Consider the following 21,735-nt stretch of genomic DNA (forward strand, 5'->3'; position numbering starts at 1 on the left):
CGGAATAACGCAGAAATAACGTATGATAACAGACGGACAAGCAAGTATTATTCTCATATCGCAAGGTAGAATTTAAGTTTTTAAATTTCTACCTTTTGCACAAACATCATGCCATATGTTCCGGTGACTGGATCTCCTGAACGGTTTTCTTTGGAGAAATCGTAAGCCCTTCCATAAGCCAACGGAACTGCTGACTGGTAAGTGCTCGTACATCAGATTCATTTCTTGGCCACATAAAGTTTCCTTTTTCCAGACGTTTATATAACAATAGAAAACCGTCCTTTTCCCAGACGAGCCCTTTGATCCGGTCTGTTTTACGACCACAGAAAAGATATAAAGTATCAGGAACATAAGGTTTGCATCCCATTTTTGATTCTATAATAGAAGCCAACGAATCCAAACCAAATCGTAAATCCGTATAGCCACAGACAATATAAACCTGTTTGAAACAAGTGGCATCATTCAACATGAGCAAGCACTCCCAAAACTTTTGCAATAAGTGAATTTGATGTTTTCTCTGTAATTCGAAACGATATTCCATGTGAAGATACGTCAATAAAAGATTCCTCACATATTTGTGGCGTTTCTTTAAGAGAATAATTATCTGATGCCACTAGATTCATTGGAACTGGAACAATTGATTGTTCCGCACCTTCCTCCGGAAATGAATCTAAACAAGCTTTACGAACCTGAGCCATCCGATAATAATAGTTAGCTGTCGTAATGGAATTCATTTGGCACCATTCACTGACAGACATTCCAACGGGTCTGTTGTTGCATTCTTGGAGCATTTGTGCCCACTCTTGTAAACGATAACGACGTGCAACTATAGACGTTTGAGTTTTTATAACAGTCACCTCCTACAGGTCAAAAATATTTAGGCTAAACATTTTTGACTAAACTTTTTTGACAAGTATTAATTGTTGAGGTAATTATCTCAAATTACTATAATAATGTCTATATATGCACTATGGTGCGCTTACGAAAAAACATATTTTAGGATAAGAAAACGTTCCTATAAACTATCTAGAAAAATAGCGCTGCCCTTCCAGTGGGGCAACGCTATTTTAAACAATCTGTATAACCATTTCTTTCTTATATCTTTAAAATTCTTTGCAAAAATTCTTCTTCCGGCTGATTTTCTCTTTCCCGAAACACTGCAATGGAATTAATATCTGCGCTTCTGTCTGTGAAATCCGGAAACAGAAATCCCCATAAGGGCTTTTCCGGTTCATATTCTCCCTTAAGGGGACAGATTCCGCAAATAATGTATTCAAAGACTTCTTCCGATTCCCCTTGCCGCTCTTTATCTGTGCCTTTTACCGGCACATCATAACGATCATGAAAAACGAAAATCCCATAAGGCTCCTTTGAAACATAGTTTTCCATAATGACGTCATAAAAGGTTTCCATTAGAGCATCATTTTTCAGCCCGCAGGATTTCATAGCCATGAAAAGCTGCCACATACTTCCTGCCTGCTGATACTCTTTGCGAAATCTATATTTCTTCAACTGCACGTTGGTCTCAGAAAAAGGAATTGCTTTCGCCAGTTCCAGGTTTTTCTTCCGTTCTGCCTGGGACAATTTCAGAAAATTGGTATTAAAGCTTCCATCATATTTGTATATTCCATTTAAGTAGTGCACTTTTTCCGGGAATTCAGAGCACCTAAATCCGATATTTCAGAGCAGGTATTTCCGCCCTATAGTGCAATCACCTATAATGAATCCATACACATAAAAATGTGTAAATTCATTACAGGAGGTCGATAACCATGACTGATTATCGAGAAATCATCAGACTACATAGTCTGAAGTTCAGCAATGTATCTATTGCCAACAGCTTATGCTGCTCACGCAACACAGTTTCAGAAGTGCTGAAGCTTGCTGAAACACATTCTCTGGAATGGCCTATTCCAGAAACTCTTTCCAACAAAGATATCGAGTATCTGTTTTATCCAAACAGAGGCAATAATGAGGGAAGAAGACTCCCTGATTATGAGTATGTTTACAATGAGCTGGCCAAGCCGGGTGTAACGCTCTCGCTCTTATGGGCAGAATACTGTGCCAAATGTGAGGCAGAGCATACGATTCCGTATCAGCATTCACAGTTTAATGACAAGTATCATGCCTATGCTGCATCAAAGAAAGCAACTCTCAGAATTAAGCGCAAACCAGGAGAAACAATGGAAGTAGACTGGGTAGGCGATACGCTTAAAGTTTATGATGCTGCCAGTTGCTGCGATATACCTGCATATATATTTGTTGCTGTTCTTCCATGCAGTTTGTATGGATATGCAGAAGCATTCCCAGATATGAAATCCAACCACTGGATAGAAGCTCATATCCATGCGTATTCATTCTTTGGTGGTGTAACACGTATTCTTGTACCAGATAATCTTAAAACAGGTGTGATTAAAAACACACGGGCAGAGCTTGTACTTAACCGTTCCTACCACGAAATGGCAGAGCACTATGGAACTGCAATTATTCCTGCCCGACCGGTAAAACCGAAGGATAAACCGAATGCGGAAGGCACTGTAAAAGTTCTTGAAACATGGATTCTTGCAGCACTAAGGAACCGGAAGTTCTTCACTTTTGAAGAACTCAATAAAGCCATCCATGAAAAGCTTGAGGAATTCAATGCAAAGCCTTTCCAGAAAAAGAAAGGAAGCCGGTTATCTGCATTTCTTGAAGAAGAAAAGGACTTCCTCATGCCATTACCTGCTTCCCCGTATGAAACGGCTGTCTGGTCAACTGCCACCATACAACCTGATTATCTCATAAAAATCGGGGATTGCAAGTATTCTGTTCCGTATGAATTTATTGGCAAGAAGGTCGATATCCGCGCTACGGAAAACAGTATTGAAGTTTTTTACCATAGCAACCGTATAGCATCGCATGTGCGCAGGTCTTACTCTCCGGAACCGATTTATGTACCGGAGCATATGCCTGAAAACCACAGAAAATTTTTGGAATACAACACAGACAGTTTTCTGGACTGGGGAAAGAGTGTTGGCCATTCCACCCTTATTGTAGTAAAACATTTTTTATACATGCATAAGGTAGAGCAACAGGGATATAAATCCTGTGCATCGCTGATGAAGCTTGCTGACCGCTATGGTACGCAACGTTTGGAAAACGCCTGTATCAAGGCACTTAGTTACACACCAAGCCCAAGTTTAAAAAATATCAGTACCATTTTGAAAAATGGTCAGGATAAAGTGGCAGTAGCAAAGGTTGTTTCCAATGCTGCCAATAAAGAGAGTTCCAAGTATGGCATCACCAGAGGTGCCTCCTACTACGAAGGAGGTGACCGTTTATGATTCGTCAGTCAACCATAGACAAGCTGCATGATATGCGATTATCTGCAATGTCAGATGCCTTTGAATGCCAGTGCAAGGATCCTGACACCTATCAGGGATTATCTTTCGAAGACCGGTTCGGTATGCTGGTTGATAAAGAATGGGATAAGCGAAAAAGCACAAAGCTGCAAAAACTTATCCGCAGTGCTGAATTCCGTTATCCCAATGCGTGTATGGAAGATATTGAGTATCATCCTGACCGAAATCTGGATAAAGGACAGATGCTGGAATTCTCCACCTGCCGGTATATATCTGATGACCACCATATCATTCTAAAAGGAGCATCTGGGAATGGAAAAACATATATCGCATGTGCGCTTGGAATCGCAGCCTGCAGGAACTTTATCAAAGTACGTTATGTGCGCCTGCCTGATCTATTGAATGAGCTGGCTGTTGCACATGGGGACGGCACGCTGAAAAAAGTAATCAAAGCATATCAGAAGATTGATCTTTTGATTCTGGATGAATTCCTGTTAAGCCCCGTATCCACGGAACAAACACGGGAACTTCTTGAAATCATTGAAGCCCGTAGTGTGAAAGGCTCTGTAATCTTCTGCACACAGTTTGAACCGAAAGGCTGGTACAGCCGCATTGGAAATGACTGTGATGCCACTATTTGCGAAGCAATCATCGACCGGATCATTCATAATTCCTATGAGGTGATGCTTGATGGCCGCGTATCCATGAGGGAACGTCATGGCATTCATGCTTCCCGGAAAGGAGCTGCCAATGACTGATTATTGTGCTTTCAGCCAAGACCATAAATGCGTTAAATTTACGGATTATGAAATAACCCGCCACGAATTAGAAGAAGCCGATGAACTGTGTCATGGTAATTGGATAGAAATCCAGCATCTAAGAGAATACATTGACCGTTTACAGGCACTTCTTACAGAGCATGGGATAACTATTCCAGATGAATACTAATTAAATGACTGCACTCTGCTCCGGAAAGATATGCACTATTTTTCCGGAAAAGGGTGCTCTGAATTTCTGGAAAGCATGCACTATTGCATTGGAATACTCAGGTACCTCTCGATACCGGGTGACGATTACAAAACCATCTTTCATAACCTATCTATAAAAGATGTTAAGCTACTCCCTTTGTAAGCGCAAAATAATTCGACGGATTGTGTTGCCCTAAAAATGAATCCATAATAATCATTAGAAAATGCAAGCATTTCACTTTATCTTCTCTTGCCAGAAATGATAGATGCGAGCATTTTACTCTATCCGATTTATGGAGGTGTGCTCATGAGAAGCAAAAGAATACCTGCCAAAGAACAATACCGTCTCATCATGGAATGCCGTCAAAGTGGATTGACAGATCATCAATGGTGTGTGGAACACGACATCAAACCGGGGACTTTTTACAACTGGGTAAAAAGGCTGCGTCAGAAAGGTTGTGTGGATTTGCCAGCGTCAACCGGACGCAGCTATCGTGCACCGGAAAGCCAGGAAGTTGTCAGAGTGGATTTTCATGATACTGACCCGCTCCCATATGAACAGCCATTCAATGTGATTCCGGTAGCTACGGAAAGAAATAACCTTTCCGTAGCAGAGCCAATGAAGCTGTCTGTAGGAAGCTTCCATCTAACAATACCAAATGGAACAGATCCTCAGCTTCTGGCTCAAACGCTCCGCATTGTGAAGGAGTTGGAATGTTAGGGGATATCACAGCCGCCGATGAAATCTATATCGTAACAGGCAGAACGGATATGCGGAAATCCATTGACGGGCTGTGTGCTATTGTAGAAGAACAACTCCATATGGATCCAAGGCGAAGCGCCCTGTATCTTTTCTGTGGAAAACGTTGTGACAGGATCAAAGCTTTGCTCTGGGAGTCTGACGGATTTGTGCTGCTGTATAAACGCATGGAAGTCCAGGGCAGGTTCCGCTGGCCCAGAAATCAGCTGGAAGTAAAGCAACTGACCTGGCAGCAATTCGACTGGCTCATGTCCGGTCTTGAAATCGAACAGCCAAAGGCATTCAAACCTACGCAATGATCGTGTAAAAACTCTATGCCAACCAACAAAAATGGAGAGCTTTCTACACCCTGTATCATGTCTGCAATCCCTTGTAAATACTGGATTTTCTGCTTCTTTTTCATTGCTTTTTATGGTATAATAAGAGCAATGAAAAAGGAGCAGAAGACATATGGCCGATAATTCAAAAGATTCAAAAATCCTTGCGTACAAGGACATGATCAACCAACTGAATAAGACGATTTCCGCACAGACAGAACTGATCCAGTCTTTACAAAAAACATTGGAAGCAGACCGTCTGGAAAAAGAAAACCTTCGTCAGCAGATTGAATATCTCACGAAGAAACTCTTTGGTACTTCCAGTGAAAAACGGAAAGATATCGATGGTCAGCTGAATCTTTTTGATGAAGCCGAGCAGGAGGCAGATCCGACATGGAAACAGGAACTTCCTGATGACATCACTGTTCCGGAACATAAGCGAAAAGCACGACGGACACATGCAGATCTCTTTAAAAATGTCCCTTCCTGCGACGAGATCATTTCTCTTCCGGAGGAGGAGCGAAACTGTCCAACCTGCGGAACACAGATGGAATGTATTGGGAAAGAATTCGTCCGCCATGAATTCCGGTTTACCCCTGCCAAAGGGAAAGTAGTAAATATCTATCGTGAAACCTATAAATGCCCGGAGTGTGCCATATCAGAGGAACACCCGGATGATCAGACATTTGTCAAAGCGCCTGTCCAGGAACCATTGATCCCAGAAAGTTATGCATCGGAATCCGTTGTAGGATGGGCAATGCACCAGAAGTACCAGAATGGTCTGCCATTAAACCGGCAGGAATCGGAATGGAAGCAGCTGGGTGTCCCATTAAGCCGGGCTACGCTTGCTAACTGGATCATTTACTGTGCCGAGAATTACCTCTGTCATGTTTATGATTATTTTCACCGTCAGTTACGGATGCGTAAATATCTGATGGCAGATGAAACCCGGGTTCAGGTACTGAATGAGCCGGAGCGCAATCCTGAAACAGGTTCCTGGATGTGGCTCTTCCGCAGTGGAGAAGATGGGCTTCCGCCGATCCTGCTCTATCATTACACAGAGACAAGGGCAAAGTTCCATGCAGCATCTTTCCTGCAGGGGTTCAGCGGATATCTGGAGACTGATGGATACCAGGGTTATAACGATCTGCCGGATATCAAACGATGCTCTTGCTGGGCACATGTGAGACGTTACTTCACAGATGCCATACCGAAAGGGAAAGAGTATGATTACAGCCTTCCGGCAGTGCAGGGAGTACAGTTCTGCTCCAAGCTGTTTGATTGTGAGCGGTACTCAAAAGCAAAAAATCATACTGCGGAGCAGAGAAAACAGTTCCGTCTTGAAAAGGAGAAGCCGATACTGGAGGCATTCTGGAATTGGCTGGATCAACAGCGTCCAAATAAGGGAACCCGTTTGGCGAAAGCGGTGAACTATGCCCAAAATCGGAAAGACACCCTGATGACCTATCTGGAAGACGGTCATTGCAGTTTATCCAATAATCTTAGCGAGAATGCAATCAGACCATTCACTGTTGGCCGGAAAAACTGGCTGTTCAGTGCCAGTCCGAAGGGAGCGGCCTCTAGCGCTATTGTGTATACAATGGTTGAGATGGCAAAAGCGAATGACCTGAATACCTACAAATATCTGACATACCTCTTATCACAGCGGCCAGACGCTAAAATGTCAGATGAACAGCTGGAACAGCTTGCCCCATGGAGCGAGACTGCGAAAGCGAACTGTCAAAACTAAACATAGAGTAAAACGCTTGCATCTATCATTTTGGTGCAAGCGTGATTCATGGGCAGCGTAGCAATATTTTGCGCTTACCTCCCTTTTACTTTTGCTTGTTAAAAGGATAGCATAGAAGTAAAAGAAATTCAAGAAAAATTTTGCAATATTTTATTTCTCATTAATGGCAGCACAGGCTGCTATCAATAGGAAAGATTTTTCAAAAAAGACCTTGAAGCTCTGATTACTCAAAGTTTCAAGGTCTCATTTTATGCTTGGACACTTTCACGCTTTCGCATGAATTATATAAATTTTTTCACCTTCTGTGAATTATTTCGCATTAATTGCAGCCTGCGCAGCAGCTAAACGAGCGATTGGTACACGGAATGGTGAGCAGGAAACGTAGTCTAAACCAATCTTATGGCAAAATTCTACGGAACTTGGATCTCCACCGTGTTCTCCACAGATACCGATGTGTAATTTGGGATTTACAGGTTTACCTAATTTGATAGCTGTTTCCATTAATTTACCAACACCAATCTGGTCTAATTTAGCGAATGGATCATTTTCGAAGATTTTTGCATCATAGTAAGCTTCTAAGAATTTACCAGCATCATCACGAGAGAATCCATAAGTCATCTGTGTTAAGTCGTTTGTACCGAAGCAGAAGAAGTCAGCATCTTTAGCGATTTCATCAGCTGTTAATGCAGCTCTTGGGATTTCAATCATTGTACCAACTTCGTAGTGTAATTCAATACCAGCTGCTGCGATTTCAGCGTCAGCTGTTTCAACAACGAATTTCTTAACGTATGCCAATTCTTTTGTATCTCCAACAAGTGGGATCATGATTTCTGGGCAAACGTTCCAGTCAGCATGAGCTTTCTGTACGTTAATTGCTGCACGGATAACAGCTTTTGTCTGCATCTTAGCAATTTCTGGGTAAGTAACTGCAAGACGGCATCCACGATGTCCCATCATTGGGTTGAACTCATGAAGGGAGTCGATGATTGCTTTAATCTGTTCAACTGTTTTGCCCTGAGCATCTGCTAATTTCTTGATATCTTCCTCTGTTGTAGGAACGAACTCATGTAATGGTGGATCCAAGAAACGAATAGTAACCGGGTTACCTTCAAGAGCTTCGTATAATTTTTCGAAATCTCCCTGCTGTTCTGGAAGGATTTTTTCAAGAGCAGCTTCTCTTTCTTCTACTGTTTCAGAACAAATCATTTCACGGAATGCGTCAATTCTGTCACCTTCGAAGAACATGTGCTCTGTACGGCAAAGACCGATACCTTCTGCACCAAGCTCACGAGCTTTGATAGCATCTGCCGGAGTATCAGCATTTGTACGAACTTTCATTGTTCTGTATTTATCAGCCCATCCCATAATTCTTCCGAATTCACCAGCGATTGTAGCATCTACTGTTGGGATAATTCCATCATAGATAGCACCTGTAGAACCATCCAGAGAAATGCTGTCTCCTTCATGGAATTCTTTACCAGCTAATGTAAATTTCTTGTTTGCTTCATCCATTGTGATATCACCACAACCGGATACACAGCATGTTCCCATACCACGAGCAACTACTGCTGCGTGAGATGTCATACCACCACGAACTGTCAGGATACCCTGAGCGCTCTTCATACCTGTGATGTCTTCTGGTGATGTTTCCAGACGAACAAGGATAACTTTTTCTCCTCTTGCAGCCCATTCAACAGCGTCATCAGCTGTGAATACGATTTTACCGCAAGCAGCTCCCGGAGATGCTCCAAGTGCTTTGGACATTGGTGTTGCAGCTTTTAAAGCAGCAGCATCAAACTGTGGGTGAAGCAGTGTATCTAAGTTACGTGGATCGATCATTGCAACTGCTTCTTCTTCTGTTCTCATACCTTCGTCTACAAGGTCACAAGCGATTTTCAGAGCAGCCTGAGCTGTTCTCTTACCGTTACGTGTCTGTAACATATATAATTTACCGTGTTCTACTGTAAATTCCATATCCTGCATATCTCTGTAATGTGTTTCCAGAGTTTTGCAAACTTCTTTGAACTGAGCAAATGCTTCTGGGAATTTCTGTTCCATTTCTGAAATGTGCATTGGAGTACGAACTCCGGCAACAACATCTTCACCCTGTGCATTTGTCAGGAATTCTCCGAACAGACCATTTTCACCTGTTGCTGGGTCACGAGTAAATGCAACACCTGTACCACAGTCATCACCCATGTTACCGAATGCCATCATCTGTACGTTAACAGCTGTACCCCAAGAATATGGGATATCGTTGTCACGACGATATACGTTAGCACGTGGGTTGTCCCAAGAACGGAATACGGCTTTAACAGCTCCCATTAACTGCTCTTTAGCATCTGCTGGGAATTCTTCACCGATTTTTTCTTTATATTCAGCTTTGAACTGTCCAGCCAGAGTTTTTAAATCTTCTGCTGTAAGTTCAACGTCAAGGGTAACACCCTTTTCTTCTTTCATTTTGTCGATAAGTTCTTCGAAGTATTTCTTACCAACTTCCATAACTACGTCAGAGTACATCTGGATAAATCTTCTGTAGCAGTCCCATGCCCAACGAGCATTTCCTGATGCTGCTGCCAGAGTTTCAACAACTTCTTCATTTAAACCAAGGTTCAGGATTGTATCCATCATACCTGGCATAGAAGCTCTTGCTCCGGAACGAACAGATACAAGAAGTGGATTTTCTTTATCTCCGAATTTCTTTCCTGTTACTTCTTCCATTTTAACGATAGCTTCCATGATCTGTTCCATGATTTCATCGTTAATCTTTCTTCCATCTTCATAGTACTGAGTACAAGCATCTGTTGTAATTGTAAATCCCTGTGGTACTGGAAGACCTAATTTTGTCATCTCAGCAAGGTTTGCACCTTTACCACCGAGAGTGTTTCTCATGGATGCGTCACCTTCGGTGAACATATAAACCCATTTTGCCATTTTGAACATTCCTCCTAAATGTAGATACTGGAAAAATAAACTTCTAGTTTCTATTTTTCTCAGTGCGGGCGAAATGTACCCGCACACAATATATTTTAACATAAGAAGTAAGATAGTCAAGCAAGAATATTTAAAAAATCCGCAAATTTTAACAATATTTTTTCTGCTTTTGTCAGCATAACTGCCAGAATATCTTGTTTTTTACTTATATTTTATTTTTTTTTATATTTTCCACTGAAACACCGTTTTAAAATTAGTATTCATATCCACACTAAATACTCTATGAATATCTAATAATTTTTCTACAGGCTCAGTTTCATAAATTATACTATTTAAACGATTTTGGATTTTTTTATCTTTCATAAAATCAACTGCATTTTCAAAGTCCTCACGTCCAGAACGGCTGCATCCTACAAAAACAAGCCCCTTTTCTAATATATCCCTAGTATTAATCGGTACTTTTGCTTCTGATACTCCCATCAAAGCAACCACACCTTGGGGATTGATAAAACGAATAATGTCATCTATGGCATAAGCGCTTCCTTCACCGCCGGCACACTCAAATGCATGGTCTACAGTAAATCCGTCTGTCAAATCATCAATCAGATGGATTTCATCTGCAAAAGAAAATTGATTGAGCTTGTCTGCATTTTTTCCCATCACACAAATTTTGCTTGCAGGAAAACGATATTTTAAGATACTGCTTACTACAAATGCAAGACTTCCGTCTCCCCACACACCAATTCTTTCTTTATAAGAATGTGCAAGTTTACTAAATCGATTTACGCCATGCATTCCCACACTGACAAATTCTGTAATTGCAGCAATTTTCCCTTCAATCTCTTTATATGGCACTAGTCGGTCTGGTTTTAGGTTGACAAATTCTCTCATAAATCCATCACGTCCACTGCTTAAAAAAGCAGAGCCTTTTCGATAATTCTCAAAAATTTCATCCTCACGGTCTGTACTTAAAACATTGGGAATCATAATCACTTTTTCACCTGGCTGAAATGTATGAGTTGGATCATATAAAACAGTTCCGCATCCCTCGTGTATCAATGCCATCGGAAGTTTTTTACGGAGAACCTTTGCGTCCCTTTTTCCCTGATAATATCTCTGATCTGCATGGCAAAGTGCCAGATAATCAGGACGCACCAACACTTCATCCTCAAAACTGATGTCCTGATATTTAATTGAAATAATTTTCGGGCTAATAAGTTGATATACACTATTTAACATAACAGCCTCCTAAAGCATTGCCTGAGCCATTTTCATATCATCTACGGTTGTAATTTTTATATTAGAAATTTCACCTCGTACCAGTTTCACCGATACTCCTCTTACCACACATATTTTACATGCATCTGTAAGGATTTCCTTTTCTTCAATAGAAAGTTCATAATATAATTTTTTCAGCATACTCATATTAAAAGATTGAGGTGTCTGTCCCTGAAACATATTTTTTCTGTTTGGAATGTCCTTAATAACTTCTCCGTCTTCTGAAACTACAATAGTGTCGATAGCTGCCACAACAGTGTCACATGCACCATATTTTTTAGCTGCTTCAATATTGTCATGAAGCATGCGCAGTGTTACAAAAGGACGTACTGAATCGTGCGTTACAAGAATATGTTCTTCACTTTCCCCATACATTTCCTCAATCCTTTCCACGATATTAAAAATTGTTTCGTTTCTGTCCTTTCCTCCTGCTACCAAAATCACTTTTTTGTCTGTGTGTATATATTTTGCAAGTAAATCTTCTGTGTAAATCATCCAGTCTGGATGTACACCTACAAAAATCTGATCCAATTCCTGGCATAACAAAAATTTCTCTACTGTATGGATAATAATTGGCTTTTCTCCCAACATTAAAAACTGTTTTGGTTTATCCAAACCCATTCTTGTCCCAGTTCCACCTGCTAATATCGCGCCAAAAACCATTCTATTTTACCTCCTGAAACTTTTTAGTTTTTCTGACTAATCCCCTTTTTTCTGTTATTGTCGTCATAACATATCCTAACACAATCCAAAAAATACAGCTGACGATATTTGTAAGAAAAAACAATCCTTGATCGAATATCGATGTAAATAAACCATATATTACTATTAACATTCCCATTACGATGACGGGTGGTATTTTTCCTTTATAATACTTTAAGTATACGATTACATCTTTTAAGCATAATATCCAAAATCCCAAAAAACACAGCACTCCTATTATTCCTGTTGCTACATAAATTTCTAAATATAAACTATGTGGATGATAAATGGTTCCTTCCTCATACAAATCTGGATGAAAATCTTTTATATATTTAACTATATATATATCCGGGTAGTTCTCTGCTATTACTTTTGAATAGTTGCATGGTGATAGCCCAACAAGTCCAATTTTTCTATACAGGCGTAAATAATCTCCCCATATTTGGAAGCGATTGTTTGAAATATTTTCTGCACTTATATCCTTTCTATGTAAACTTTCACTCTCAACAGCTATTTCTCCATCTATTTCTCCATCTATTTCTTCTTCATTTAGGCTTTCTTTTTCCGGCATTTCTGTATATGGTAATTTTCCTATAAACTGTTCATACACTATTTTTTTATTTTCAAAAATTGAAAATTTAGGCACTGTTTCTAAAACATTTTTCGCTACAGAAACTGCTATCATAATACATATCACCGAAACGACGCTTCCGAATAATGATAAAGACCACTTTACAATAACACTCTTTTTCGGCTTTAAATATGAATATATCGCATATATAACATATATCATACCAATAAAAAGAAGTCCATAATATGCAGAACGGCTACCTGATAAAATGATATATATAATATCAAAAAACATATTTATAATACAGAAACCTTTAGCATATAACTTTTTTTCTTTACCTAACATATAAATAGATATAAGCAATAAAACACCTGACGTAATGGCAGCAACATTTATAGACATAAATACACCAAAAAGCCTATTTTCTGAAAATCCCTGTCGTGTTAAAGCTTCTGGTGTGTAAGGATTCGTAATAAGTCCATATCCTACATTATACAAAAAACTAATAATTGAAAATATGATTGCCATTAGCCAAATTACAGCAATTATATAATATAATTTATGACATATATTTTTAAATCGTTCCATACCACATTTTAAGGAAAACTGATAAAAGATAAAAAACATTATCAGCGTCCAAGCTAAATTAAATATATTTTTTTTAAATCCATAATTAATTGTCATTACTGAAGAAACTGATGCAATAAAAAGTAGCGCATATAAAAGTAAACTATACTTTTCTCTATATATAGTTTTGTTTACTATTATGTCTACTAGTATAATCAATATTCCTATAATCCCAAGATATTTCTGGTAACTGTATAATGGTGTATATTTAATTGCTGCAACAACTGGAGCAAGTCCACACAAAACATAACACATGATTGTCACAATAACATAATATTCTTCTACCTTATTAACTATTTTCTTTATCCTCAAGCAACTTTTCTTCCTTTCTTTAATCATTTTCATAATCTAGTTTTTAATCTAACATGTCATTAATTTTTTGCATTTGATTTTCTATTGTAAATTTCTCTATAAAGTCCCGCATTTCCTGATAATCTGGACGGTTTTCAGTGGAAACATACTGTATTATAGCATTCATTGCTTCCTCATCGGTCCTCACTATTTTCCCCATAACTCCATCTTGTGAAAGTTCTTTTGCTCCACCTACATCAGTAGATACAAAGGGAACTCCAAGACTTAATGCTTCCACACATGTTCCAGAAAATCCTTCCTGCAATGACATTGTAACCAACACCTTCATCTCTTTCAAATACTTATACGGATTAGCCTGATAACCAAGAAAATGTACATATCCCGTCAAATTATATCTTTCTGTCTTTTCTTTTAACTCCCTTTCTTGTTCACCGGCGCCAATATAGTATATATGATAAGGATATCCTTTTTTGTGCAATTTTCTTATCAATTCTAGTGTTCTATCTGTTCCTTTTAATTTTTCTATACGCCCAATAGAACATATACTCTTTTCTTCTATTGTAATATCAATCTTTTCTCTAGCCAATTCTCTAATATTTTGAAAATTATAACCATTGTAAACAGTAATAATTTTCTCTCTGTAATCAGGAAACACTTCTTCAATAGATTTTCTTGTTTTTTCTGAAATCGCTACAATTGTATCCGCACTTCCCAGATGTTTTTTGTGCAACTGGCAATACTTCTCATTTTCAGGCATATTTTCAATACTTCCATGAATCCATGCAATTTTCTTTACATCTTTTCTCTTAGAAAACGGCATAGGTGGGTTCATAATTGTAAAAGAAATTTCTATATCATATATGTCCTTAACTAAATGACGTCTAACCAAATCAGGGCACCAAAAACGAAGACGCCACATAAAAGCTTCTATAAGCCGACAATGTTTTTTCAACTTATATGGTTTCAAAACTTTAATATCTTTCCGCAACAAAGGAAATCCTTTATCAAAATGCTCTATTTCTAAAATATCTATTTCATATTTATCTGGATCCAAATTGTTTGCAATTGTTGCCAAAATTTTTTCAGCACCGCCACCTAACGAAAAGGACCATAAATAAAATAATACTTTCTTTTTATTTTGCATTATACTCTCCATGATAATCAAGATAACTTTTTTCTAAATCTAATAGTACAGCATCATGATGTGCCACCTGTTTATCCTTTGGAGGAGGTGTCATATAATCGCCAAAAGCTGTACTTAAATAACTATCATATCCACATGGTATGGGCATTTTTGTATTCTCAAACGGAACAAATATACTTTTTTCAAATGCGCCAATAGGATATTTCTTCTTCATATAATATGGTCCTGAACATAATTCAGTAATACCATCACTACTATCTCTTGTGTACTTTGTCATTTCTTTTTCAGCTTTCTTCCAAATTTTATAGCGCATTTTTCGACTCGGAACTAATCCCAAGAGAATTTTACTTCCGCTTTTTAATACTCCTCCATGTTTTTCAGGTATTGTCTGGGCACAAAACAATGAATAAATCATTGCCCATATCACTTGTTTTTTTCTATCACCTTTTTTCTTTGGATAAAAATCAAGCGGTAATACATCCAAAGCTAAACCATGAGGTATATCAAGATCTATCTGATATGGCTTAACACACGTTGTCTCTTTATCCCTTATTGTAATAAATAAATTGCGATCTAAATAGTCTACATTGCTTTTCGACAGAAAATAACGAGAATCAGCCTCTTCATTCCACAACTTAGCAAGCTTTTCATAATCTTTTCTTGGCATAAAAAAATCCAAGTCGTCATCCCAAGGTATAAACCCACCATGACGAAGGGATCCGATTGCACCGCCACCGCATAAATAACATAGTAAATTATGTTCATTGCAAAAAGAAACAAAATACTCTGCCATTTCTAAACTTTTTTCTTGTATCGGTTCCATCTATTTTTTCCTCTCTTATTTTACTTATAATACGCATCAAGCTCATGGGGATTTACCTGTTTCTCAACAGGGGGAAATTCCATATAGTCACCATAGTACTGCCTTAATAATTTGTCATATTCCTTAGGTGCCTTAAGTCTTAAATTCTCAAAGGATATCTCTATTATTTCTTCAAAAGGATCAAATAATAAAACTTCTTTTTCTTTAAATTTTGAAGCAAGCAGTCCAATATACTTTCCATTCTGACATTTATATTTTTCAATGACCTTTTCAATTCTACCTGCGAAATATCTTGGTGAAACAGGTTTTAAAAAGAACCAGCACGTACTTCTTATCATATCTTTAATAATACTGTCACCATAAACAATATTATGATGCTTACTAAATGATAAAAGTTTAAAACTTTCTAAATTATAAGTTTTATCTACAACTTTAAGATCATTAAATCTGTCCATTGGAAAAATATCAATAAATAACCCTGATTCATATGTTTTATCATTACGATTATCCACAATCGTAGTTTTTGTATCTATAATCTTAATAAAATTATTGTAATAATTATTATCACTTCTATAGTCTAAAATTTTATATCGTCCATTTTGGGGGAATTTTGTAATTAACATTTCATAATCATCTCTTGGCATAGATATATCAATATCATCATCCCAAGGTATAAATCCACCATGACGAACCGCTCCGATCAATGTGCCATAGTTTATAATATATTTCAAATTATGCTCTCTACAAAAACGATCAACATAACTCAAAATATCCAATTCCACTTGTTTAACTTCATCATTTGATAATTTTTTCATTTAATTAATCCCTTTATTTCTCTTTAAGTCTTCTAACATCAACTTTCTATAAAAAGATACATTAATTTTTAACGCTAATGCTGCGATACGCCGACCTTTTCTAAAAATTGAATTTTTAAATATTCTAAAAGCATTCTTTTTTAAAAAATTTATAACAGACGGATAATCCTCTAATTTTTTATAATTATCAACCAATAACATACTATCCAAAACAACAAAATACGAATGAGACAGCCTAAAAAAGGCTTCCTGTTTTAAATCAGGATATTCCTTTTCAATATACTTGGCATATTTCGCGTACACCTCTATCGCATCCAATCTTTTTGAATTATACTTCTCTGTTGTACTACTATTACTTCGATGATAATAATAATAATATGGTTTTGTTGTAACCACATAAGTTTTTGCAATCTTAATTAAATCTAAATGATAGAAAGCATCTTCATAAATTTTCCCTTCTGGAAAAGATAATTTTTCAGCTATTTCCTTTTTTAATAATTTATTACAGATAGATCCAGGAACTTTTTCGCCAATGAGTAGCTCCTTCAAAAACTCTTTTTCAGTACATATAAATTGTAACTCTGTATTATTGCACTGAGGAACTTCTTTTGTATTATATACATTCATAATCCCGCAAACTGATACATCAGCTTTTGATTTCTTTATTTCTTCATATAAAGATAAAATCATTTCTGGATGAATATAATCATCACTGTCTATAAAAATAATATAGTCCCCAATCGCTTTTTGAATCCCATAATTTCTCGCTGACGATTGACCACCATTTTCTTTATGATATACAACAATTCTATCATCTATTTCTTTAAATTCATCACATATTTCACCACTGCCATCTGTTGAGCCATCGTCAACAAGAATAATTTCCAGATTTCTATATTTCTGGTTAATAATAGAATAAATGGCTTTCTTTAAATACTTCCTGACATTGTAGACAGGAACAATAACACTAATTTTATCCATGTAATCTTTTCCTAATCCTTTCTAATACTTCTACCAAAATTTTGTCTTTAACAAGGATTAATACAAGAAAATAATAAATTGCACAAACAATAATTGTTACAATAATATTTAATATAAAGTTTGTATCTATAACCATATTTGTTGGTATAAACCTATTGACCAAAAGAGCTAACGGAACAAATCCTACCACAACACATGTGTATTTTATAAACGGCGCAAAAACTTCTTTTAAATCTGCCAATTCATTTTTACGAATAAAACAATATTCTATAAATAGAAGAACATATTCTGACAGCAATGTTGTTAAAACATAGTATTGTGGCTGTACAACACCACATAGATATAAAATACTATTAAAAACAAGATTACACAATCCACCAACAATGTAAAATAATGATAGCTTATTTTCAAAACCTCTAATTAAAATAACCTGTGTTCCCATTATAATTTCTAATGCCCACGATATTGTTCTAAACGCAAAAACCTGTGTAACAACTCCACCTGCCATATAACGTGTACCATACATTAAAACAGTTGCCTGCACGCCCAAAACAACCAACCCCATTCCAATAGGTGCCATTAAGAAGCTAAACATACTACTGCTTTTATTAATAAGTCGCTGATATGCGCCCTCATCTTCCATTCCTATATAATAACTCAACCTAGGAACACTAACACTAATTGCACCGCTAACCACTCCAGAAATAAGCATAATCATCCTTTGTCCATTGGCATAATAAGATACTTGTTCTGGAACCCCTACTTTAGATACAAAAGTCAGATCAAGATTTGTATACAACATTCCCGCATTTGACATCAAAAATACTCCCAGTAAAGGTTTTATTAGATACTTAAAATTTTCAAGAGGTACTTTAACAAAATGTACCTCTTTTTTTATCCAAAGATAACTAATAAAATAATTTAAAAACTGACTAATAGACATAATAAGGGCATATTGAACTATATCGTCAGCTTCTTTAACAAATGTAAATATCGAAACAAGCATTATAATACGAATTAACAAGGTTTTATAAAATAGAAACGTATAATTTTCAAAAGCCTCATTAATCCATTCGATATAAAAAATTTGGGCCACTAACTGTATTCCAAGAATAATCATTAATAAATGTACACTTGGCTTCTTTGTATATATAGGCATAATGACAATATAAAATACTGATGTAACCGCTGTACAAAAAACGGAAGTATAAAATAGCATGGAAAACATTGTATTTATTTTATCAATATTGTTTTTAACCTTACTAATCTCCCTTATTCCATAATTATATATTCCCAATGTTGCAAAAGGAATAAACCAATTCAAGTACGTATTAGCAATATTAAATTCTCCATATAACTGCTTACTCAAAATTCTAGATAGATATGCAGTTGTAATTAACGGAAAAAATATATTCAGTAGCCTGACCAGCGTATTAGCTAACGCATTCATTCTAATATCTTTCATAAATTCTCCTATTGCTTCACGGCGTATTTTCACATTATGTATAATTCCGTTTACTTCTTATATTTCCAAAATGGCAATTTTACCATACCCACTAGACTTCCAATTCCGTAACTAACATGTAATAAGAAAAATAGAAACGGAAGTGCTAACTGACACCATGTCTTTTTTACTCCTTTTACAGATAAAACAGACATTGCTACTGCAGCAAGCCAGTACATTCCCCACATCAGATAGGCAAGGAATGGAAATCCAAATGCTGCCAGGATGCTTGTACCGATAATTCCCAACACAAAGCAAAAAGGCACAAAATGATAAACAGACAAACATTTCGGACAGGCTTTTAAAGTCAGCGCTACCCAATATCCGTTGCCATATTTCTGTTTCAGCATGGCTTTTAAGGAACTTCTGGTGTGCTGATAAGAAATAATATCAGAGGAATAACATATTTTATATCCTGCCTGTCGAATTCTGTAATGAATTTCATTGTCTTCTGTTCTTCCTAACTGCTCATTAAAAAGTCCGACTTTATCAAATACTTCTCTTTTATATGCTCCGTGAAAAACAGACTTTACATACGTCTTTTTTTCACTTCTTCTATAAGGAGCAATGCTGCTTCCAAACATAGACTGCTCTGCCAAAAGGAGAGTTTCTTTCCATGGAGTACTCTCGTCAATCATATTAGGTCTTACTCCGCCGGATACATATTCCCCGCTTTTAAGAACCTCTGCATTTTTTTGTACGAAATCATGAGGAATTGCAGCGTGTGCATCTACTCGTATGATAACATCTCCCTGATAATTCTCTATAGCCACATTCCACCCGGCAGCCTGAATTTTCCTCGGGTTATCTAAAACCTGCACGTTAATAAAATCTTTATTCTCATCACGGAATTTCTCCATGATTTTCTTTGTTGCATCTTCAGATTTACTGTCAATCAAAACGACTTCCATCTGGTTATGAGGATAATCCTGACTCTTTATACACTCTAATAAAGCCGGCAGGGCATTCTGCTCATTATATGCAACCACACAAACTGATATAATCATCTGAAAACTCCTATTTTATTACTGCTGCTACTGTCGCAAACATGGTTTTAATATCCTCAAAAAAGCTGAATTTTTCAATGGCTTTTAAATTATATTTCATTTTTTCAGGCAGTACCTGATGAATATAAACCTCATCTGCATTTTGTGCATCTTCCAGTAACTTTTCTTCGTCTTTATATTCAATACTTGCTCTTGAAGTAACACCTGCAGGAAGTAACAATGTTGCTTTCATTTCATCAGTATAATGGGCAACATATTTTTCTACTTCCGGTCTTGTTCCCACAAAAGTCATATCGCCTGCAAGAATATTAAATAACTGAGGAAGCTCATCTAACCGACAGCCTCTTAACAGTTTTCCCATTCTTGTTACACGCATATCTCCCTTAGTCGTAACCTGTGTACCAATTTTTTCCGCATTTTCTACCATAGTACGAAATTTACAAATACGGAATTTTTTTCCATAAGTGGTTACTCGAACCTGTCTGAAAAGCACTGGTCCTTTAGAATCCAGTTTTATCATAATACTTAAAACCAAAAGCACCGGAGAAAGCAATATCAGCAGAATACCTGCGACAACAACATCGAAAATGCGTTTGGCCACCAGCCCGGCCTTATGCTTTTCCAGTATCTTATAATATTTTCTTACTTCCTCTGTTTGCATTTCCGGAGGAAGTTCTTTCCACTTTTTCATTATTCTTTTCCTATCTTATACATTCTTTAAAGGATTTAATTACATACTCTACTTCTTCATCTGTCAATTTCGTATGCAATGGCAATGTAATTTCATTAGAGAACATTTCATAAGCATTTGGATAATCTGCAATATCGAATCCCAGATTTTTATATGCTGTAAGCATTGGAAGAGGTTTAAAATGCACATTTGTGGCAATCCCTTTTTCTGCCATTCTTGTAATAATTTCATTACATTCTTTTCTTGTTTTTCCTGGCAGTCTGGTAATATATAAGTGACCGCTTGAAGAAAAATCTTTCCCATAATGATGAAGATGTTCTATATTCTCTCCTTCAAAGCTTTTATCATACATTTTAATCATTTCTTTTCTGCGCGCTAAAATCGCAGGATATCTTTCTAGTTGTGCCAAACCGATAGACGCCATAATATCGGTCATATTACATTTAAAATATGGCGCTACAATATCATATTCCCATGCGCCCAACTGAGTCTTAGCCAATGCGTCTTTAGACTGTCCATGAAGTGAGAATAACATAAACTGCTTATACAGTTCTTCATTATCTATCCCATCAATATCTCGCCATACAAGCGCTCCGCCTTCTGCTGTTGTCAGATTTTTAACTGCATGGAAAGAAAAACTTGTAAAATCCGCAATCTCTCCGCAATGTTTCCCCTCTCTTGCAGCGCCAAAGGCATGAGCTCCATCTGCCACAACAGCTACTCTGCCTATCTGTCTCTGGATTTTATTTGCCGGCTGAAACAGATGTTTCTTTCGTTCTAAAATTTCAAATATTCTTTTATAATCACATACAATACCTGCCAGATCCACAGGAATTACTGCTTTTGTTTTCTCTGTAATTGCAGCTTCCAGTTTATCATAATCCATTTCGTAAGAATTTTTCCCTGTATCTACAAGAACAAGTTTTGCTCCTACATGACAGACCACACTTGCAGAAGCTGTATAAGTATAAGCAGAAGTAATAACCTCATCCCCCGGTCCAATGCCTAATGCCCGTAATGCCATCTCTGAACAAGCCGTAGCTGAATTTAGACATACTGCTTTACTTGTATGACAAAATTCCGCAATATTCTTTTCAAATAATTTTGTTTTCGGACCGGTTGTAATCCAGCCGCTTCTTAATGTATCTACTACTTCCGCAATTTCACTTTCTGTAATATCTGGTGGTGAAAATAAAACGTTCATTGTTTA

At 37.1% G+C, this 21,735-nt stretch carries 21 protein-coding genes; 6 read left to right on the forward strand and 15 right to left on the reverse strand.

The window, feature by feature from the left end:
• Positions 1-106: 106 nt before the first annotated feature.
• The 3 genes from tnpB (BQ7352_RS01735) to BQ7352_RS01745 all read right to left on the reverse strand — a co-directional run bounded on the left by tnpB (BQ7352_RS01735) (position 107) and on the right by BQ7352_RS01745 (position 1,644).
• Entirely contained in the window at positions 107-469 is a 363-nt protein-coding gene (gene tnpB, locus BQ7352_RS01735; RefSeq protein ID WP_055154304.1) for an IS66 family insertion sequence element accessory protein TnpB, read from the reverse strand.
• On the reverse strand, positions 459-758 hold the full coding sequence (locus tag BQ7352_RS14485; protein WP_159430625.1) for an IS66 family insertion sequence element accessory protein TnpB: 300 nt from the start codon (positions 756-758) through the stop codon (positions 459-461). Before BQ7352_RS14485 ends, tnpB (BQ7352_RS01735) begins: the two co-directional genes overlap by 11 nt.
• 337 nt (positions 759-1,095) lie before the next feature.
• Positions 1,096-1,644, reverse strand: a complete 549-nt coding sequence (locus BQ7352_RS01745; RefSeq protein WP_072446469.1) for a DUF4317 family protein — start codon at positions 1,642-1,644, stop codon at positions 1,096-1,098.
• Positions 1,645-1,772: 128 nt separating this feature from the next.
• On the opposite strand from BQ7352_RS01745, the gene istA reads away from it, so the two are divergent.
• The 6 genes from istA to BQ7352_RS01775 all read left to right on the forward strand — a co-directional run bounded on the left by istA (position 1,773) and on the right by BQ7352_RS01775 (position 7,136).
• The gene (gene istA, locus BQ7352_RS01750; RefSeq protein ID WP_072446472.1) at positions 1,773-3,323 is read left to right on the forward strand and encodes an IS21 family transposase; all 1,551 of its coding nucleotides are present in this window, start codon (positions 1,773-1,775) and stop codon (positions 3,321-3,323) included.
• Entirely contained in the window at positions 3,320-4,099 is a 780-nt protein-coding gene (gene istB / locus BQ7352_RS01755; RefSeq protein WP_072446474.1) for an IS21-like element helper ATPase IstB, read from the forward strand. Before istA ends, istB begins: the two co-directional genes overlap by 4 nt.
• A complete protein-coding gene (locus BQ7352_RS01760) occupies positions 4,059-4,289 on the forward strand; it encodes a mobility-associated LCxxNW protein (protein WP_242948496.1) in 231 nt (76 codons plus the stop codon). Before istB ends, BQ7352_RS01760 begins: the two co-directional genes overlap by 41 nt.
• Before the next feature lie 327 nt (positions 4,290-4,616).
• Positions 4,617-5,030 (forward strand): IS66 family insertion sequence element accessory protein TnpA, encoded by a 414-nt coding sequence (tnpA, locus tag BQ7352_RS01765; protein ID WP_200791357.1) that lies wholly within the window; start codon positions 4,617-4,619, stop codon positions 5,028-5,030.
• Positions 5,024-5,368 carry an IS66 family insertion sequence element accessory protein TnpB gene (gene tnpB / locus BQ7352_RS01770; RefSeq protein ID WP_003023173.1) on the forward strand — a complete coding sequence of 115 codons (345 nt, stop codon included), beginning with the start codon at positions 5,024-5,026 and terminating at the stop codon, positions 5,366-5,368. Before tnpA ends, tnpB (BQ7352_RS01770) begins: the two co-directional genes overlap by 7 nt.
• A 151-nt stretch (positions 5,369-5,519) precedes the next feature.
• Positions 5,520-7,136, forward strand: a complete 1,617-nt coding sequence (locus tag BQ7352_RS01775) for an IS66-like element ISRgn2 family transposase (RefSeq protein WP_072446480.1) — start codon at positions 5,520-5,522, stop codon at positions 7,134-7,136.
• 309 nt (positions 7,137-7,445) lie between these two features.
• Here the strand turns inward: BQ7352_RS01775 and ppdK are convergent, their stop codons facing one another.
• The 12 genes from ppdK to BQ7352_RS01830 form a co-directional block, all read right to left on the reverse strand.
• Positions 7,446-10,070, reverse strand: coding sequence for a pyruvate, phosphate dikinase (gene ppdK, locus BQ7352_RS01780; RefSeq protein WP_072446482.1), 2,625 nt, complete (start codon positions 10,068-10,070; stop codon positions 7,446-7,448).
• Positions 10,071-10,292: 222 nt separating this feature from the next.
• Entirely contained in the window at positions 10,293-11,309 is a 1,017-nt protein-coding gene (locus tag BQ7352_RS14350) for a zinc-binding dehydrogenase (RefSeq protein WP_143143365.1), read from the reverse strand.
• 9 nt (positions 11,310-11,318) lie between these two features.
• Positions 11,319-12,011 carry an IspD/TarI family cytidylyltransferase gene (locus BQ7352_RS14355; RefSeq protein ID WP_143143366.1) on the reverse strand — a complete coding sequence of 231 codons (693 nt, stop codon included), beginning with the start codon at positions 12,009-12,011 and terminating at the stop codon, positions 11,319-11,321.
• A 1-nt stretch (position 12,012) separates the two neighbouring features.
• Positions 12,013-13,560 carry an O-antigen ligase family protein gene (locus tag BQ7352_RS01790; RefSeq protein WP_072446484.1) on the reverse strand — a complete coding sequence of 516 codons (1,548 nt, stop codon included), beginning with the start codon at positions 13,558-13,560 and terminating at the stop codon, positions 12,013-12,015.
• Between the two features lie 43 nt (positions 13,561-13,603).
• On the reverse strand, positions 13,604-14,704 hold the full coding sequence (locus tag BQ7352_RS01795) for a glycosyltransferase (RefSeq protein WP_072446486.1): 1,101 nt from the start codon (positions 14,702-14,704) through the stop codon (positions 13,604-13,606).
• The gene (locus BQ7352_RS01800; protein ID WP_072446488.1) at positions 14,694-15,527 is read right to left on the reverse strand and encodes a LicD family protein; all 834 of its coding nucleotides are present in this window, start codon (positions 15,525-15,527) and stop codon (positions 14,694-14,696) included. Before BQ7352_RS01800 ends, BQ7352_RS01795 begins: the two co-directional genes overlap by 11 nt.
• A 20-nt stretch (positions 15,528-15,547) precedes the next feature.
• Positions 15,548-16,342, reverse strand: coding sequence for a LicD family protein (locus BQ7352_RS01805; RefSeq protein WP_072446489.1), 795 nt, complete (start codon positions 16,340-16,342; stop codon positions 15,548-15,550).
• Positions 16,343-17,323 carry a glycosyltransferase family 2 protein gene (locus tag BQ7352_RS01810; RefSeq protein ID WP_072446490.1) on the reverse strand — a complete coding sequence of 327 codons (981 nt, stop codon included), beginning with the start codon at positions 17,321-17,323 and terminating at the stop codon, positions 16,343-16,345. It lies immediately after the preceding gene.
• Positions 17,316-18,788 (reverse strand): oligosaccharide flippase family protein, encoded by a 1,473-nt coding sequence (locus tag BQ7352_RS01815; RefSeq protein WP_072446491.1) that lies wholly within the window; start codon positions 18,786-18,788, stop codon positions 17,316-17,318. Before BQ7352_RS01815 ends, BQ7352_RS01810 begins: the two co-directional genes overlap by 8 nt.
• Positions 18,789-18,838: 50 nt before the next feature.
• Entirely contained in the window at positions 18,839-19,834 is a 996-nt protein-coding gene (locus BQ7352_RS01820) for a glycosyltransferase family 2 protein (RefSeq protein WP_072446492.1), read from the reverse strand.
• Between the two features lie 10 nt (positions 19,835-19,844).
• Complete coding sequence (locus BQ7352_RS01825) at positions 19,845-20,525, reverse strand: sugar transferase (RefSeq protein ID WP_072446493.1); 681 nt, start codon at positions 20,523-20,525, stop codon at positions 19,845-19,847.
• A 10-nt stretch (positions 20,526-20,535) separates the two neighbouring features.
• A complete protein-coding gene (locus BQ7352_RS01830) occupies positions 20,536-21,729 on the reverse strand; it encodes a DegT/DnrJ/EryC1/StrS family aminotransferase (RefSeq protein ID WP_072446494.1) in 1,194 nt (397 codons plus the stop codon).
• Positions 21,730-21,735 lie beyond the last annotated feature (6 nt).

The organism is Blautia sp. Marseille-P3201T (assembly GCF_900120295.1).
Lineage (GTDB): Bacteria > Bacillota > Clostridia > Lachnospirales > Lachnospiraceae > Blautia.

Bases quoted from the DNA above. Each gene is read 5' to 3' on its own strand.
- tnpB (WP_055154304.1), bottom strand. From the start codon at position 469: ATGTTGAATGATGCCACTTGTTTCAAACAGGTTTATATTGTCTGTGGC.
- BQ7352_RS14485 (WP_159430625.1), bottom strand. From the start codon at position 758: ATGTCTGTCAGTGAATGGTGCCAAATGAATTCCATTACGACAGCTAAC.
- istA (WP_072446472.1), top strand. From the start codon at position 1,773: ATGACTGATTATCGAGAAATCATCAGACTACATAGTCTGAAGTTCAGC.
- istB (WP_072446474.1), top strand. From the start codon at position 3,320: ATGATTCGTCAGTCAACCATAGACAAGCTGCATGATATGCGATTATCT.
- BQ7352_RS01760 (WP_242948496.1), top strand. From the start codon at position 4,059: ATGGCATTCATGCTTCCCGGAAAGGAGCTGCCAATGACTGATTATTGT.
- tnpA (WP_200791357.1), top strand. From the start codon at position 4,617: ATGAGAAGCAAAAGAATACCTGCCAAAGAACAATACCGTCTCATCATG.
- tnpB (WP_003023173.1), top strand. From the start codon at position 5,024: ATGTTAGGGGATATCACAGCCGCCGATGAAATCTATATCGTAACAGGC.
- BQ7352_RS01775 (WP_072446480.1), top strand. From the start codon at position 5,520: ATGGCCGATAATTCAAAAGATTCAAAAATCCTTGCGTACAAGGACATG.
- ppdK (WP_072446482.1), bottom strand. From the start codon at position 10,070: ATGGCAAAATGGGTTTATATGTTCACCGAAGGTGACGCATCCATGAGA.
- BQ7352_RS14350 (WP_143143365.1), bottom strand. From the start codon at position 11,309: ATGTTAAATAGTGTATATCAACTTATTAGCCCGAAAATTATTTCAATT.
- BQ7352_RS14355 (WP_143143366.1), bottom strand. From the start codon at position 12,011: ATGGTTTTTGGCGCGATATTAGCAGGTGGAACTGGGACAAGAATGGGT.
- BQ7352_RS01795 (WP_072446486.1), bottom strand. From the start codon at position 14,704: ATGCAAAATAAAAAGAAAGTATTATTTTATTTATGGTCCTTTTCGTTA.
- BQ7352_RS01800 (WP_072446488.1), bottom strand. From the start codon at position 15,527: ATGGAACCGATACAAGAAAAAAGTTTAGAAATGGCAGAGTATTTTGTT.
- BQ7352_RS01805 (WP_072446489.1), bottom strand. From the start codon at position 16,342: ATGAAAAAATTATCAAATGATGAAGTTAAACAAGTGGAATTGGATATT.
- BQ7352_RS01810 (WP_072446490.1), bottom strand. From the start codon at position 17,323: ATGGATAAAATTAGTGTTATTGTTCCTGTCTACAATGTCAGGAAGTAT.
- BQ7352_RS01815 (WP_072446491.1), bottom strand. From the start codon at position 18,788: ATGAAAGATATTAGAATGAATGCGTTAGCTAATACGCTGGTCAGGCTA.
- BQ7352_RS01820 (WP_072446492.1), bottom strand. From the start codon at position 19,834: ATGATTATATCAGTTTGTGTGGTTGCATATAATGAGCAGAATGCCCTG.
- BQ7352_RS01825 (WP_072446493.1), bottom strand. From the start codon at position 20,525: ATGAAAAAGTGGAAAGAACTTCCTCCGGAAATGCAAACAGAGGAAGTA.
- BQ7352_RS01830 (WP_072446494.1), bottom strand. From the start codon at position 21,729: ATGAACGTTTTATTTTCACCACCAGATATTACAGAAAGTGAAATTGCG.